The organism is Pseudomonas sp. 43(2021), assembly GCF_017490805.1.
Lineage (GTDB): Bacteria > Pseudomonadota > Gammaproteobacteria > Pseudomonadales > Pseudomonadaceae > Aquipseudomonas.
This window is the reverse complement of sequence record NZ_JAFGYJ010000002.1, coordinates 246,357-259,917: the sequence shown is the minus strand read 5'-3', so window position 1 is coordinate 259,917 and position 13,561 is coordinate 246,357. Positions and strand designations below refer to the sequence as shown.

The 13,561-nt window shown below is 65.6% G+C and carries 12 protein-coding genes; 10 read left to right on the top strand and 2 right to left on the bottom strand.

Annotated features, from left to right (window positions below; translation table 11 throughout):
- Positions 1 to 232: 232 nt before the first annotated feature.
- The 7 genes from ppc to J5M71_RS02750 all read left to right on the top strand — a co-directional run bounded on the left by ppc (position 233) and on the right by J5M71_RS02750 (position 6,886).
- Complete coding sequence (gene ppc / locus J5M71_RS02780; RefSeq protein ID WP_207829490.1) at positions 233 to 2,860, top strand: phosphoenolpyruvate carboxylase; 2,628 nt, start codon at positions 233 to 235, stop codon at positions 2,858 to 2,860.
- A gap of 40 nt (positions 2,861 to 2,900) precedes the next feature.
- Positions 2,901 to 3,107, top strand: coding sequence for a hypothetical protein (locus J5M71_RS02775; protein ID WP_207829487.1), 207 nt, complete (start codon positions 2,901 to 2,903; stop codon positions 3,105 to 3,107).
- Positions 3,108 to 3,117: 10 nt separating this feature from the next.
- On the top strand, positions 3,118 to 3,768 hold the full coding sequence (gene adk, locus J5M71_RS02770; RefSeq protein ID WP_003259830.1) for an adenylate kinase: 651 nt from the start codon (positions 3,118 to 3,120) through the stop codon (positions 3,766 to 3,768).
- Between the two features lie 289 nt (positions 3,769 to 4,057).
- Positions 4,058 to 4,732 (top strand): tRNA (adenosine(37)-N6)-threonylcarbamoyltransferase complex dimerization subunit type 1 TsaB, encoded by a 675-nt coding sequence (tsaB, locus tag J5M71_RS02765; RefSeq protein ID WP_207829484.1) that lies wholly within the window; start codon positions 4,058 to 4,060, stop codon positions 4,730 to 4,732.
- Between the two features lie 131 nt (positions 4,733 to 4,863).
- Complete coding sequence (locus tag J5M71_RS02760) at positions 4,864 to 5,154, top strand: hypothetical protein (protein ID WP_207829480.1); 291 nt, start codon at positions 4,864 to 4,866, stop codon at positions 5,152 to 5,154.
- A 3-nt stretch (positions 5,155 to 5,157) separates the two neighbouring features.
- On the top strand, positions 5,158 to 6,027 hold the full coding sequence (locus tag J5M71_RS02755; RefSeq protein WP_207829479.1) for a DUF72 domain-containing protein: 870 nt from the start codon (positions 5,158 to 5,160) through the stop codon (positions 6,025 to 6,027).
- Between the two features lie 28 nt (positions 6,028 to 6,055).
- Entirely contained in the window at positions 6,056 to 6,886 is an 831-nt protein-coding gene (locus tag J5M71_RS02750; RefSeq protein WP_207829478.1) for an isocitrate lyase/phosphoenolpyruvate mutase family protein, read from the top strand.
- 2 nt (positions 6,887 to 6,888) lie between these two features.
- Here J5M71_RS02750 and J5M71_RS02745 read toward each other — a convergent pair whose 3' ends face one another.
- Positions 6,889 to 7,509 (bottom strand): hypothetical protein, encoded by a 621-nt coding sequence (locus tag J5M71_RS02745; protein ID WP_063911489.1) that lies wholly within the window; start codon positions 7,507 to 7,509, stop codon positions 6,889 to 6,891.
- A 103-nt stretch (positions 7,510 to 7,612) separates the two neighbouring features.
- On the opposite strand from J5M71_RS02745, the gene J5M71_RS02740 reads away from it, so the two are divergent.
- Positions 7,613 to 8,389 carry a class I SAM-dependent methyltransferase gene (locus J5M71_RS02740; RefSeq protein ID WP_063911490.1) on the top strand — a complete coding sequence of 259 codons (777 nt, stop codon included), beginning with the start codon at positions 7,613 to 7,615 and terminating at the stop codon, positions 8,387 to 8,389.
- 105 nt (positions 8,390 to 8,494) lie between these two features.
- On the opposite strand, the gene J5M71_RS02735 is transcribed toward J5M71_RS02740, so the two are convergent.
- Positions 8,495 to 9,136 carry a TetR/AcrR family transcriptional regulator gene (locus J5M71_RS02735; RefSeq protein WP_207829477.1) on the bottom strand — a complete coding sequence of 214 codons (642 nt, stop codon included), beginning with the start codon at positions 9,134 to 9,136 and terminating at the stop codon, positions 8,495 to 8,497.
- A 169-nt stretch (positions 9,137 to 9,305) separates the two neighbouring features.
- Between J5M71_RS02735 and J5M71_RS02730 the strand changes: the two genes are divergently transcribed.
- The gene (locus J5M71_RS02730) at positions 9,306 to 10,406 is read left to right on the top strand and encodes an efflux RND transporter periplasmic adaptor subunit (RefSeq protein WP_207829476.1); all 1,101 of its coding nucleotides are present in this window, start codon (positions 9,306 to 9,308) and stop codon (positions 10,404 to 10,406) included.
- 6 nt (positions 10,407 to 10,412) lie between these two features.
- A complete protein-coding gene (locus J5M71_RS02725; protein WP_207829475.1) occupies positions 10,413 to 13,478 on the top strand; it encodes an efflux RND transporter permease subunit in 3,066 nt (1,021 codons plus the stop codon).
- Positions 13,479 to 13,561: the final 83 nt, after the last annotated feature.

The following is a 13,561-nucleotide window of genomic DNA, read 5'->3' as shown; positions in this document are numbered from 1 at the left end:
GCTTTCACTTTAGTTTGCTTTGGCCGATCACGGCTTGCCATCGCCGCCCGGCTGTGGGCACTCTTGGGGCGAATACCGCGCACCCCTGTGGGAGCGGGTTCACCCGCGAACACCGGCGCAGCCGGTGCCAGGCACCGCGCTGGATTCTTCGCGGGTTAACCCGCTCCCACAGGGGATCGCGTAAAGGCTTAAAGGAATGCAATGCGCCAGAGCCGCGCCGGAGAGAGGGCCAATGACCGATATCGATGTGCGTTTGCGTGAAGATGTCCATGTGTTGGGTGAGTTGCTCGGCGAAACCATTCGCCAGCAGCATGGCGAGGCGTTCCTGCAGAAGATCGAAGACATCCGCCACAGTGCCAAGGCTGACCGTCGCGGCGCCGGCGAGCAACTGAGCTCGACCCTGGCGGACCTGGCCGAAGAAGACTTGCTACCTGTGGCCAGGGCCTTCAACCAGTTCCTCAACCTGGCCAACATGGCCGAGCAGTACCAGTTGATCCGCCGCCGCGACGCCGACCAGCCCGAGCCGTTCGAGGCCCGGGTGTTGCCCGAACTGCTGGCGCGCCTGAAGCAGGCCGGGCACGGCAATGATGCCCTGGCCCGGCAGCTGGCCAAGCTCGACATCCAGCTGGTGCTCACCGCGCACCCCACCGAGGTGGCCCGCCGTACCCTGATCCAGAAGTACGACGCCATCGCCGGCCAGCTGGCTGCCCAGGACCACCGCGACCTGACCCCGGGCGAACGCCAGCAGGTGCGCGAGCGCCTGCGCCGGCTGATCGCCGAGGCCTGGCACACCGAGGAAATCCGCCGCACCCGGCCTACGCCGGTGGATGAAGCCAAGTGGGGCTTCGCGGTGATCGAGCATTCGCTGTGGCATGCCATTCCCAGCCACTTGCGCAAGGTCGACAAGGCCCTGCTGGAGGCTACCGGCCTGCGCCTGCCGCTGGAAGCGGCGCCGATCCGCTTCGCCTCGTGGATGGGCGGTGACCGTGATGGCAACCCCAACGTGACCGCTGCGGTCACCCGCGAAGTCCTGCTGCTGGCGCGCTGGATGGCCGCCGACCTGTTCCTGCGCGACATCGATGCACTGGCTTCCGAGTTGTCCATGCAGCAGGCCAACGACGCCCTGCGCGAGCGTGTCGGCGACAGCGCCGAACCCTACCGCGCCGTGCTCAAGCAACTGCGTGACCGCCTGCGGGCGACGCGCGCCTGGGCGCATTCGGCGTTGACCAGCAACCAGCCGGCCAGCGCCGAGGTGCTGGTGGACAACCGTGACCTGATCGCGCCGCTGGAGCTGTGCTACCAGTCCCTGCACGCCTGCGGCATGGGTGTGATCGCCGAAGGCCCGTTGCTGGACTGCCTGCGCCGCGCGGTGACCTTCGGCCTGTTCCTGGGGCGCCTGGACGTGCGCCAGGACGCCGCCCGCCACCGTGATGCGCTGAGCGAGATTACCGACTACCTGGGCCTGGGGCGCTATGCCGACTGGGATGAAGAGCAGCGCATCGAGTTCCTCCAGGCCGAGCTGAAAAACCGCCGGCCACTGCTGCCCGCGCACTTCAGGCCGCAGGCCGATACCGCCGAGGTGCTGGCCACCTGCCGGGAAATTGCCGCCGCGCCGGCTGCCTCGCTGGGCTCTTACGTCATCTCCATGGCCGGTGCTGCCTCGGATGTGCTGGCGGTGCAGTTGCTGCTCAAGGAGGCTGGCCTGACGCGGCCCATGCGCGTGGTGCCACTATTCGAGACCCTGGCCGACCTCGACAACGCCGGCCCGGTGATGCAGCGCCTGCTCGGCCTGCCAGGCTACCGCGCCAACCTGCGTGGCCCGCAGGAAGTGATGATCGGCTACTCCGACTCGGCCAAGGATGCCGGTACCACGGCAGCGGCCTGGGCGCAGTACCGGGCCCAGGAAAACCTGGTGCGCATCTGCGCCGAGCACCAGGTCGAGCTGTTGCTGTTCCACGGCCGTGGCGGCACGGTAGGCCGCGGTGGAGGCCCGGCCCATGCCGCGATCCTGTCGCAGCCACCAGGTTCGGTGGCAGGGCGCTTCCGTACCACCGAGCAGGGCGAAATGATCCGCTTCAAGTTCGGCTTGCCGGGCATCGCCGAGCAGAACCTCAACCTGTACCTGGCCGCCGTGCTCGAAGCCACCTTGTTGCCACCGCCACCACCGCAGCCGGCCTGGCGCGAGTTGATGGACCAACTGGCCGCCGATGGCGTCAAGGCCTATCGCGGTGTGGTGCGGGAGAACCCCGATTTTGTCGAGTACTTCCGCCAGTCGACCCCGGAGCAGGAACTGGGGCGCCTGCCGCTGGGCAGCCGCCCGGCCAAGCGCCGCGCCGGTGGCATCGAAAGCCTGCGGGCCATTCCGTGGATCTTCGGCTGGACCCAGACCCGGCTGATGCTGCCAGCCTGGCTTGGCTGGGAAACGGCATTGAACAATGCCCTGGCCCGTGGCCAGGGTGAACTGCTGGCGCAGATGCGCGAGCAATGGCCGTTCTTCCGCACCCGCATCGACATGCTGGAGATGGTGCTGGCCAAGGCCGATGCGCAGATCGCCGAGGCCTACGACGAACGTCTAGTGCAACCGCATTTGTTGCCTTTGGGGGCGCACCTGCGCGACCTATTGTCGCAGTCGTGCCAGGTGGTACTGGGCCTTACCGGGCAGCCGGTGCTACTGGCGCACAGCCCCGAGACACTGGAATTCATCAGCCTGCGCAACACCTACCTGGACCCGTTGCACCGTCTGCAGGCCGAGCTGCTGGCCCGCTCGCGCAGCCGCGAAGCCGCTCTGGACAGCCCGTTGGAGCAGGCCTTGCTGGTCACTGTAGCGGGTATTGCAGCCGGCCTGCGCAACACCGGCTGAGGGTAGGCCCGAGGCGTCCCGGGCGGGTGCTGTGCTGGGCATGCAAGTGAACGATGAGGGTGGTTGCGCCGGGCGCAACCACCTGCCAGGTCGGCCGCAGGTGGCGCATTCCTGCAACTTTGGGACGCTTGTCTGGCTGCCGGGCGCTGTGTATCTTGAGCAGCCTTCTGACCGATTTGTGGTCATACCCGATTTTCCGGACTTGGCCCTGGTCGCCGAATCCATTGAATTTCATAAAAAAATTTGAGGAGCACAAGATGCGCGTAATTCTGCTGGGAGCTCCCGGGGCCGGTAAAGGTACTCAGGCAAAGTTCATCACCGAAAAGTTCGGTATCCCCCAGATTTCCACCGGTGACATGCTGCGTGCCGCCGTCAAGGCCGGCACCCCGCTGGGCCTGGAACTGAAGAAAGTCATGGATGCCGGCCAGCTGGTCTCCGACGAGTTGATCATCAGCCTGGTCAAGGAGCGCATCGCCCAGCCTGATTGCGCCAAGGGCTGCCTGTTCGACGGCTTCCCACGCACCATCCCGCAAGCCGAAGCCATGGTCGCTGCCGGTGTCGACATCGACGCCGTGGTCGAAATTGCCGTGGACGACGAGGAAATCGTCGGGCGCATGGCTGGCCGCCGCGTGCACCTGGCCTCGGGCCGCACCTACCACATTCAGTACAACCCGCCGAAAGTGGAAGGCAAGGACGACGAGACGGGTGAAGACCTGATCCAGCGCGATGACGACAAGGAAGAAACCGTTCGCCATCGCCTGTCGGTCTACCACAGCCAGACCAAGCCGCTGGTGGACTTCTACCAGAAGCTGTCGGCCGCCAATGCCGGCAAGCCGAAGTACAGCCACATCGAAGGCGTCGGTTCGGTCGAAGCCATCACCGCCAAGGTCCTGGCAGCCCTGAGCTGATCCAGCGCCTGACGCACCTCGACAACGGCCCGCTTGCGGGCCGTTGTCGTTTGTGGGACTCGGCATTGCGGCCCTGATGCGGCCTCTGTGGGAGTGGGCGTGCCCGCGAAGAATTCAACGCGGTGGCTGGCACCGGCTGCGCCGGTGTTCGCGGGCACGCCCGCTCCCACAGAGACCGCGCCAGTTCATCATGTAGCGCCTGATGGCCGTACAGCTGCCCCTTGGGGACACAACGCCGCCGCTGTTCTATACTGCCGCTCTTTTTCATTCGCACCTGGATACCCGTTCGATGACCACCCTGCTGGCCCTGGATACCGCTACCGAAGCCTGTTCCGTCGCACTGCTGCATGACGGCAAGGTAACCAGCCATTACGAGGTGATCCCGCGCATGCATGCCCAGAAGCTGCTGCCGATGATCAAGCAGTTGCTGGCCGACTCCGGCGTAGCGCTGAACGCGCTGGATGCCATCGCCTTTGGCCGTGGCCCGGGCGCGTTCACTGGCGTGCGCATTGCTATCGGCGTGGTCCAGGGCCTGGCCTTTGCCCTGGAGCGCCCGGTGTTGCCGGTGTCCAACCTGGCCGCACTGGCCCAGGGCGCCCTGCGCGAGCACGGCGTGCAGCAGGTGGCGGCCGCTATTGATGCGCGCATGGATGAAGTGTATTGGGGCTGCTACCAGGCCGCCGAAGGCGAAATGCGCCTGGTCGGCCAAGAGGCGGTGCTGCCGCCCGAGCAGGTGGCGCTGCCGGCGGGCAGCAGTGGCGAGTGGTTCGGTGCGGGTACCGGTTGGGGCTATGCCGAGCGCCTGGCGGTGCAGGTGGCGGCCAGCAATGCCAGCGCCTTGCCCAATGCCCTGGACATCCTCAGCCTGGCCAGGTTTGCCTGGGCACGTGGCGAGGCGATCGTTGCCGAGCAGGCGCAACCGGTCTACCTGCGCGATAATGTAGCGACACCCAAGAAGCGTTGAGTGTTGTTTGTCGGTTATCACCGATGACACTAAAACCTTTTGCGTGATCTGTGGTCCAGTTATCACTCGAGCATTAGCGATGGAACCCTGATGCTGCTAAATTGCCATCATCGGTCCTGAGTGCTCATGCCATGCGTATCGACGGTTTCTCACCGCAGTCCTACCCGATCAAGCGCTCGCCGCGCAAGGCGGCGGTGCGTGACGAGGCCATCGAAGATGCCGAGGTGATCGAGCAGGCCGAACCAGCCCCTCAGGAAGCCACCGGCCGCCGTCGCAGTGGCGGCCTGCCAGCCCGCCAGCAGGACATGATCTTCCCCCGCGCCCGTGACCGCCGCACTGCTACCGCATTGGCCAGCTACCTGAGCACCGCCGGTTTTACCGACTGGGACATGGAAGTAATGGGACTCGACCTGTACATTTAGTGGATGAGTTCATCGCCACTGCCTTATTTTCTCGGTTGCCCGTCCTGGAGCGAAAACGCCTGGCGCGACTACCTGTATCCCGCCGACGCCAACAGCAGTGAGATGCTTGGCTACTACAGCCGGGTATTCAACGCCGTCGAGGGCAATACCACCTTCTACGCCCGTCCCGCACCCGGCACCATTGCGCGCTGGGCGCAGATCATGCCCGAACATTTCCGCTTCACTGCCAAGTTCCCCAGGGACATCAGCCATGAAGGCGACCTGCGCGATCAGCTCGAACCGGCCTTTGACTTCACCCGCCTGATGGCCCCGCTGGGCCAGCGTGTAGCACCTTACTGGCTGCAGTTGTCGGCCCAGTTCGGCCCCGCACGGCTGGGCGAGCTTTGCCACTTCCTTGACGAGATCGGAGTGCCGGTGGCTGTAGAGGTGCGCAACCAGGCCTTCTTCGCCAAGGGTGAAGAAGAGCGCTTGCTCAACCGCCTCCTGCATGAGCGCGGTGTGGAGCGTATCTGCCTCGACCCGCGCGCCTTGTTCAGTTGCACCTCTCATGACCCCGCCGTGCTGCATGCGCAGGCGAAGAAGCCCAAGGTACCTCCACGCCCGGCAGCCTTCAGCCAGCAGCCGCAGGTACGCTTCATCGGCCATCCGCAGCTGGAGGCCAACGAGGCCTTCCTTACCCCCTGGGTAGACAAGGTTGCCACCTGGATCGAGGAAGGCCGCCGCCCCTACATATTCCTGCACACCTCGGACAACCGCCTGGCCGCGGCGCTGGCCCAGCGCTTTCACCAACGCCTGATGCAGCGCCTGCCGGGCCTTGCCGCGCTGCCGGAATTGCCGCGCACCCCCGAGGTCGAACAACTAGGGCTACTCTGACCATTCCCTGACTGCCGGAGGTTGAACCATGGATGTGCAAACCCTGCGAGCCGAAGCCTTCAAGGCCCTGCACGAGCGCGACAGCGCCTTCGTCATCCCCAACCCATGGGATGCCGGTTCGGCCAAGCTACTGGCCAGCCTGGGCTTCGAGGCGCTGGCCACCACCAGTGCAGGCCTGGCTTTCAGCCTGGGGCGGCCGGACGCCGAAGGGGCCTTGAGCCTGGACGATACCTTGGACAACGCCGGTGAGATTGTCGATGCCACCCCCTTGCCGGTGGCTGCTGACCTGGAGAACGGCTTTGGCGACCAGCCCGAAGATTGCGCCCAGACCATTCTGCGGGCAGCAGAAGTCGGCTTGGTGGGTGGCTCTATCGAGGATGCCAGTGGCCGCAGCGATGCACCGATCCATGACTTCGAGCTGGCAGTAGAGCGTGTGCGCGCAGCCGTGCAGGCGGCGCGCAGCCTGCCGTTCCCGTTTACCCTGTGCGCCCGGGCAGAAAACCTGCTGCACGGGCGCATGGACCTGGACGACACCATCCTGCGTTTGCAGGCCTATGCCGAGGCCGGTGCCGACGTGCTCTACGCGCCCGGGCTGCCTACTGTCGAGGAAATCCGCGCGGTAGTGCAGGCCGTCGCGCCACGGCCGGTGAATGTGCTGATGGGCATGGCGGGCGTGCCACTGAGCGTCAACCAGTTGCAGGACCTGGGCGTACGCCGTATCAGCGTCGGCTCATCGCTGGCCCGTGCCGCGTTGGGGGCCTTCCACCGGGCCGCGCTGGAAATTCGTGATGAGGGCACGTTCGGCTACGGGGAACAGGCACTACCGTTCGCCCAGCTCAACGAGCTGTTCCGCCGCTGACCTCAGGCGTGGGCGCGCACGTTGTTCAGCACCACCGGGCGGGCCCAGTGGATGTCGAACTCCAGGTCGTTCTGCTGTTTGGCCAGGGTGGCGTCGTCGAACGGCTCGGGGGCCGGGTCCAGCAGGTTGGTCTCGAACTCGGCGATCGGCAGGAACAGCGAGCGCGGGGTAGGGCCGGGGCCGGGCTCGGCAATGGGGTGACCTTGGCTCATCACCACAGGGCGCAGCCAGCTGTTGCTGATATCAAGCTGGCGCTGCTGTTCGATCAGCTCGACTGCGCTGAACGGCTCGGGAGCGGGCGGCAGCAGGTTGGCTTCGAGTTCTGCCTTGGGCAGGAACAGTGGCTCTGGCGGTGCCACCTCGGTGTCGTGTACCGGGCAGGCACGCTGGGCGTCGATCAGGGCCAGCGCGCGGGCGCCGCCGATCGGCTCGCCGCTGGCCTCGTCGTACTGCACGAACGACTGGCTGACGCTGTCTGCGGGCTCTTCCTGCTGCTCGGCCATGGCCCGGGCAAAGAAATCCTGCCACAGGTGGCTGACGCCCCCGAGTGCCTGGGTGTTGTGCTGACTGTAGTTGCCGACAGGCGACAGGTAGGTCAAGCCGATGGGAAGAGTATCTGACATGGCAGTCGCGCGCGTTGTGCTCTGGCAGAATAGCGGGATATTGCCTGTATCGGCCGAGGTGGCCGATACATTAAGGGCTGGGTTCAATTTCTAGGTGTGAATGATGGAAGAGCAGGGCACAGGTATCCGGGTCGAGGCGCTGTCGGCTGAATTCGAGGCGCAAGCCGCTGCGTGGGCCGAGCGTCTTGAGCTGCCGCTGCGGGACGATGCCGCCGGGTTTGCCGTGCAGGTGGGCGTCGATGGCTTGCAGATCCAGCAGTTGGGCCCGCAGGCCCCGGGGCCGGTGCGGGTGGACTTCGTCGAAGGCCAGGCCGCGCACCGGCGCCAGTTTGGCGGTGGCAACGGGCAGATGATCGCCAAGGCCGTGGGTATTTCCCAAGGTGTACGGCCGCAGGTGCTGGATGCCACTGCCGGGCTGGGCAAGGATGCGTTCGTACTGGCCAGCCTGGGCTGCCAGATGACCCTGATCGAGCGCCAGCCGTTGATTGCCGCGCTGCTGGAGGATGGCCTGGCGCGGGCCCGTGCGGATGAAGAGGTGGGGCCGATCGTGGGGCGCATGCGCCTGCTGACCGGCAACGCCATCGAGCGCATGCGAGCCTGGGAAGGCGAGGCACCCCAGGTGATCTACCTCGATCCGATGTTCCCGCATCGGGACAAGAGTGCGCTGGTGAAGAAGGAAATGCGTGTGTTCCGGCCTTTGGTGGGCGACGACCTGGATGCCCCGGCCTTGCTCGAAGCTGCCCTGGCGCTGGCGACCCACCGAGTGGTGGTGAAGCGGCCGCGCAAGGCCCCGATCATCGACGGGCCGAAGCCGAGCCATAGCCTGGAGGGCAAGTCGAGCCGGTATGACATTTACCCGAAGAAGGCGCTGAAGGCCTGATTTGGCTATGCCTGTGCGGGCCTCTTCGCGATGTGGTCTTGAGGCTCGTGCAGTGCCTGTGGGAGCGGGTTTACCCGCGAAGAGGCCCGCACAGGCATCCAGATATCAGGGCTGGAATGCCCGCATGAATACCCCGACCACCTCGCGCACATGCGCCTCGGCCTCATCCCCCTCCAGCGGCCCCGCGCACCCCAGCAGCAACCGGTAATCCGGTGCGCCCTTGACCAGGCAGAAGAAGTGTTCCGCCGCGCGCAGCGGGTTGTCGATGCGCAGCAGCCCGCGCTCATGCGCCCCGCGCAGCAATGCTTCCATCCCCGCCAGCACTCGCTTGGGCCCGGCTTCGTAGAAGTACTCGCCAAAACTCGGGTCGAGGCTGCCCTGGGCCATGATCAGGCGGCTGAGCTTGACCGCTTCATCGCTGCTGATCAGCGCCTGGAAGCCACGGGCAATGGTCAGCAGCACCTCTTCCACTGGCACCCCATCGGGGTACTCGAAAAGCAGGTCGGGCAACTGGATCTGGCAGGTTGCCATGACCGCTGAGCCGAACAGTGTCTGCTTGTCGGTGAAGTGGCTGTAGACGGTGAGCTTTGAAACACCTGCCGCCGCAGCGACCGCATCCATGCTGGTGTTGGCGTAGCCAAGACTGAGGAACAGGGCCTTGGCTGCTTCGAGAATCGCCTCTCGTTTGGCCAGGTCCTTGGGCCGGCCCGGGCCGATGGGTGCGTCGTTGGACATTGTGGTCTGCATCTGGTTGAAGAATCGCCCATCTTAACGGGTCAGGCGCCATTCGGGTGAACCTGCAAGGCTCAAACCCTGCCCTGCAAAAACCGGCATGCCCCCTTTCCGGCACCGATTGCCTGATTTAATATACTTACCAGTATAAATATTCAATGCGCCCTCCGCGAAAGGATTCATCATGTTGCGCCATGCCTTGTCCATCGCTCTGTCCGCTGCTGCCGTGCTGTTCCTGGCGGCGTGCGGCCAGGAAGCCGCCCCACCTGCTGCGCCGCGCCCGGCGTTGGTGGTGCAGCCGCAGCCGGCTGAAGCCGCTGCCGACAGTTACCCCGGCGAAGTGCGTGCGCGCTTCGAGCCGGAACTGGCCTTCCGCATAGGCGGCAAGGTCAGCAAGCGGCTGGTCGAGGAAGGGCAGCGGGTCAAGGCAGACCAGCCGCTGGCCGAGCTGGACCCGCAGGACGTGCGCCTGCAGCTGGAAGCCAACCGTGCCCAGCTGGCGGCCGCCGAGGCCAACCTGTCGCTGGTGCGCGCCGAGCGCGATCGCTACCAGAAGCTGCTGGAACGGCAGATGGTCAGCCATTCCCAGTACGACAATGCCGAAAACCTCTACCGCGCCGGCCTGGCCCGGCTGAAACAGGCCAAGGCCGAGTTCGACGTGGCTGGCAACCAGGCCGAATACGCTGTGCTGCGCGCACCGCAGGCCGGGGTGATCGCCAAGCGCCAGGTCGAAGTGGGCCAGGTGGTCGCAGCCGGGCAGACCGTGTTCACCCTGGCCGCCGATGGCGAGCGGGAAGTGGTCATCGGCTTGCCGGAGCAGCAGTTCGCCCGCTTCGCCGTGGGCCAGCCGGTGAGCGTGGAGCTGTGGTCGCACCCGCAAGAGCGCTTCCAGGGGCGTATCCGCGAGCTGTCACCGGCCGCCGATCCGCGTTCGCGCACCTTCGCTGCGCGTATCGCCTTTACCTCGGCCGCCGCGCCGGCGGAGCTGGGCCAGAGCGCCCGGGTGTTCATCGCCCATGAAGGGCTGATCCCGCTGGCGGTGCCCCTGTCGGCAGTCACTGCGGAAAACGGCCAGGCCTACGTCTGGCGGGTCAACAAGGACAGCCGCCTGGAGCGGGCAGTGGTACGCCTGGGGGCCTATGGCGCCGACAGCGTACCGGTGCTCGAAGGCCTTGCCCCGGGCGACTGGGTGGTCGCCGCTGGCGGCCATGTACTGCGCGAGGGCCAGGAGGTACGCCCCGTGGACCGCACCAACCGCGTAGTGAACCTGACGGCCAAGGAGTAAGTCCCGATGGGTTTCAACCTTTCTGCCTGGGCGCTGCGCAACCGCCAGATCGTCCTGTTCCTGATGATCCTGCTGGCGGCCATTGGCGCCATGTCCTACACCAAGCTTGGCCAGAGCGAGGACCCACCATTCACCTTCAAGGCCATGGTCATCCGTACCCTGTGGCCGGGTGCCACTGCCGAGGAAGTCTCGCGCCAGGTTACCGAGCGCATCGAGAAGAAGCTGATGGAAACCGGCGAATACGAGCGGATCGTCTCGTTCTCCCGACCGGGCGAATCGCAGGTCACCTTCATGGCCCGCGACTCGCTGCATTCCAAGGACATCCCCGAGCTGTGGTACCAGATCCGCAAGAAGGTCGCCGACATCCGTCATACCTTGCCGCCGGAAATCCAGGGCCCGTTCTTCAATGACGAGTTCGGCACCACCTTCGGCAATATCTATGCGCTGACCGGTGAGGGCTTCGACTACGCGGTGCTCAAGGACTATGCCGACCGTATCCAGATCCAGCTGCAGCGGGTCAAGGACGTGGGCAAGGTCGAGCTGATCGGCCTGCAGGACGAGAAAATCTGGATCGAGCTGTCCAACCTCAAGCTGGCCACTCTCGGCGTGCCGCTTGAGGCCGTGCAGCAAGCCCTGCAGGAGCAGAATGCGGTCAGCACCGCCGGCTTCTTCGAAACGCCCAGCGAACGCCTGCAGTTGCGGGTGAGCGGGCGCTTCGACAGCGTCGAGCAGATTCGCCAGTTCCCCATTCGCGTCGGTGACCGCACCTTCCGTATCGGCGATGTGGCCGAGGTGCACCGCGGCTTCAACGACCCGCCCGCACCGCGCATGCGCTTCATGGGCGAGGATGCCATTGGCCTGGCGGTGTCGATGAAGGACGGCGGCGACATCCTGGTGCTGGGCAAGGCCCTGGAAAGCGAGTTCGAGCGCCTGGCACGCAGCCTGCCGGCGGGCATGGAGCTGCGCAAGGTCTCGGACCAGCCAGCGGCGGTCAAGGCTGGCGTGGGCGAGTTCGTCCAGGTGCTGGTCGAGGCGCTGGTCATCGTGCTGCTGGTGAGCTTCTTCTCCCTGGGCCTGCGCACGGGGCTGGTGGTGGCGCTGGCCATTCCGCTGGTGCTGGCCATGACCTTTGCCGCCATGCACTACTTCGGCATCGGCCTGCACAAGATCTCCCTTGGCGCGCTGGTGCTGGCCCTGGGCTTGTTGGTGGATGATGCGATCATTGCCGTGGAGATGATGGCGATCAAGATGGAGCAGGGCTATGACCGCCTCAAGGCGGCCAGCTACGCCTGGAGCAGCACCGCCTTCCCGATGCTCACCGGCACCCTGATCACGGCGGCGGGCTTCCTGCCTATTGCCACGGCAGCCTCCAGTACGGGCGAGTACACCCGTTCGATCTTCCAGGTGGTGACCATCGCCTTGCTGACCTCCTGGGTGGCCGCCGTGGTATTCGTGCCTTACCTGGGCGAGCGCCTGCTGCCAGATCTGGCCAAGCTGCATGCCGCGCGCCATGGCAAGGACGGCCACGCGCCAGACCCTTACGCCACACCCTTCTACCAGCGTGTGCGACGTGTGGTGGAGTGGTGCGTGCGGCGGCGCAAGACGGTGATCCTGCTGACCATTGCCGCCTTTGTCGGCAGTATCCTGCTGTTCCGTTTCGTGCCCCAGCAGTTTTTCCCGGCCTCCGGGCGCCCGGAGCTGATGGTCGACCTGAAGCTGGCCGAAGGTGCCTCGCTGGCCAACACCGCCGAGCGGGTCAAGCAACTGGAGGCGCTGCTCAAGCAGCAGGACGGCATCGACAACTACGTGGCCTACGTGGGCACCGGTTCGCCGCGTTTCTACCTGCCGCTGGACCAGCAACTGCCGGCGGCCAGCTTCGCCCAGTTCGTGGTACTGGCCAAGTCGATGGAGGACCGCGAGCGCCTGCGCAGCTGGCTGATCAGTATCGTGGACCAGCAGTTCCCCGACCTGCGCGCGCGGGTCACCCGCCTGGAAAACGGCCCACCCGTGGGTTACCCGGTGCAGTTCCGGGTAACAGGCGAGCACATCGAGAAGGCCCGTGCACTGGCCCGCGAAGTGGCCGACAAGGTGCGCCAGAACCCGCATGTGGTGAACGTGCATCTGGACTGGGAGGAGCCGAGCAAGGCGGTGTTCCTCGAGATCGACCAGGACCGTGCCCGCGCCTTGGGCGTGAGCACCGCGCACCTGTCGAGCTTCCTGCAAAGCTCGCTGACTGGCACCACGGTCAGCCAGTACCGTGAGGACAACGAACTGATCGAGATCCTGCTGCGCGGCACCCGGCAGGAACGCAGCGAGCTGAGTAACCTCGGCAGCCTGGCACTGCCGACCGACAACGGCCAGAGCGTGGCGCTGTCGCAGGTGGCGACCCTGGAGTATGGCTTCGAGGAAGGTATTATCTGGCATCGCAACCGCTTGCCGACGGTGACCGTGCGCGCCGATATCTACGACAAGGAGCAGCCGGCCACGCTGGTGAAACAGATCGAGCCGACCCTGCGGGAGATTCGCGCCAAGCTGCCGGATGGCTACCTGTTGGAAGTGGGCGGCACGGTGGAGGATTCCCAGCGCGGGCAGAAGTCGGTGAATGCCGGCATGCCGCTGTTCGTGGTGGTGGTGCTGAGCTTGCTGATGATCCAGTTGCGCAGCTTCTCGCGTACGGTGATGGTGTTCCTCACCGCGCCGCTGGGGTTGATTGGCGTGACCCTGTTCCTGCTGGTGTTCCGCCAGCCGTTCGGCTTTGTTGCCATGCTCGGCACCATTGCCCTGGCAGGGATGATCATGCGCAACTCGGTGATCCTGGTGGACCAGATCGAGCAGGACATTGCGGCGGGGATGGAGCGCTGGCAGGCGATCATCGAAGCCACGGTGCGGCGCTTCCGTCCGATCGTGCTGACCGCGCTGGCGGCGGTGCTGGCGATGATTCCGTTGTCGCGTAGCGTGTTCTACGGGCCGATGGCGGTGGCGATCATGGGGGGGTTGATCGTGGCCACGGTGCTGACCCTGCTGTTCCTGCCGGCGTTGTATGCGGCGTGGTTCAGGGTGAAGAAGGGCTGAAGACCGCAGGGGAGGGCTTTGCCCTCCTGTCGCGACACAAGGCCACTCCCACAAAGGGCGTAGGAGCGGCCTTGTGTCGCGAT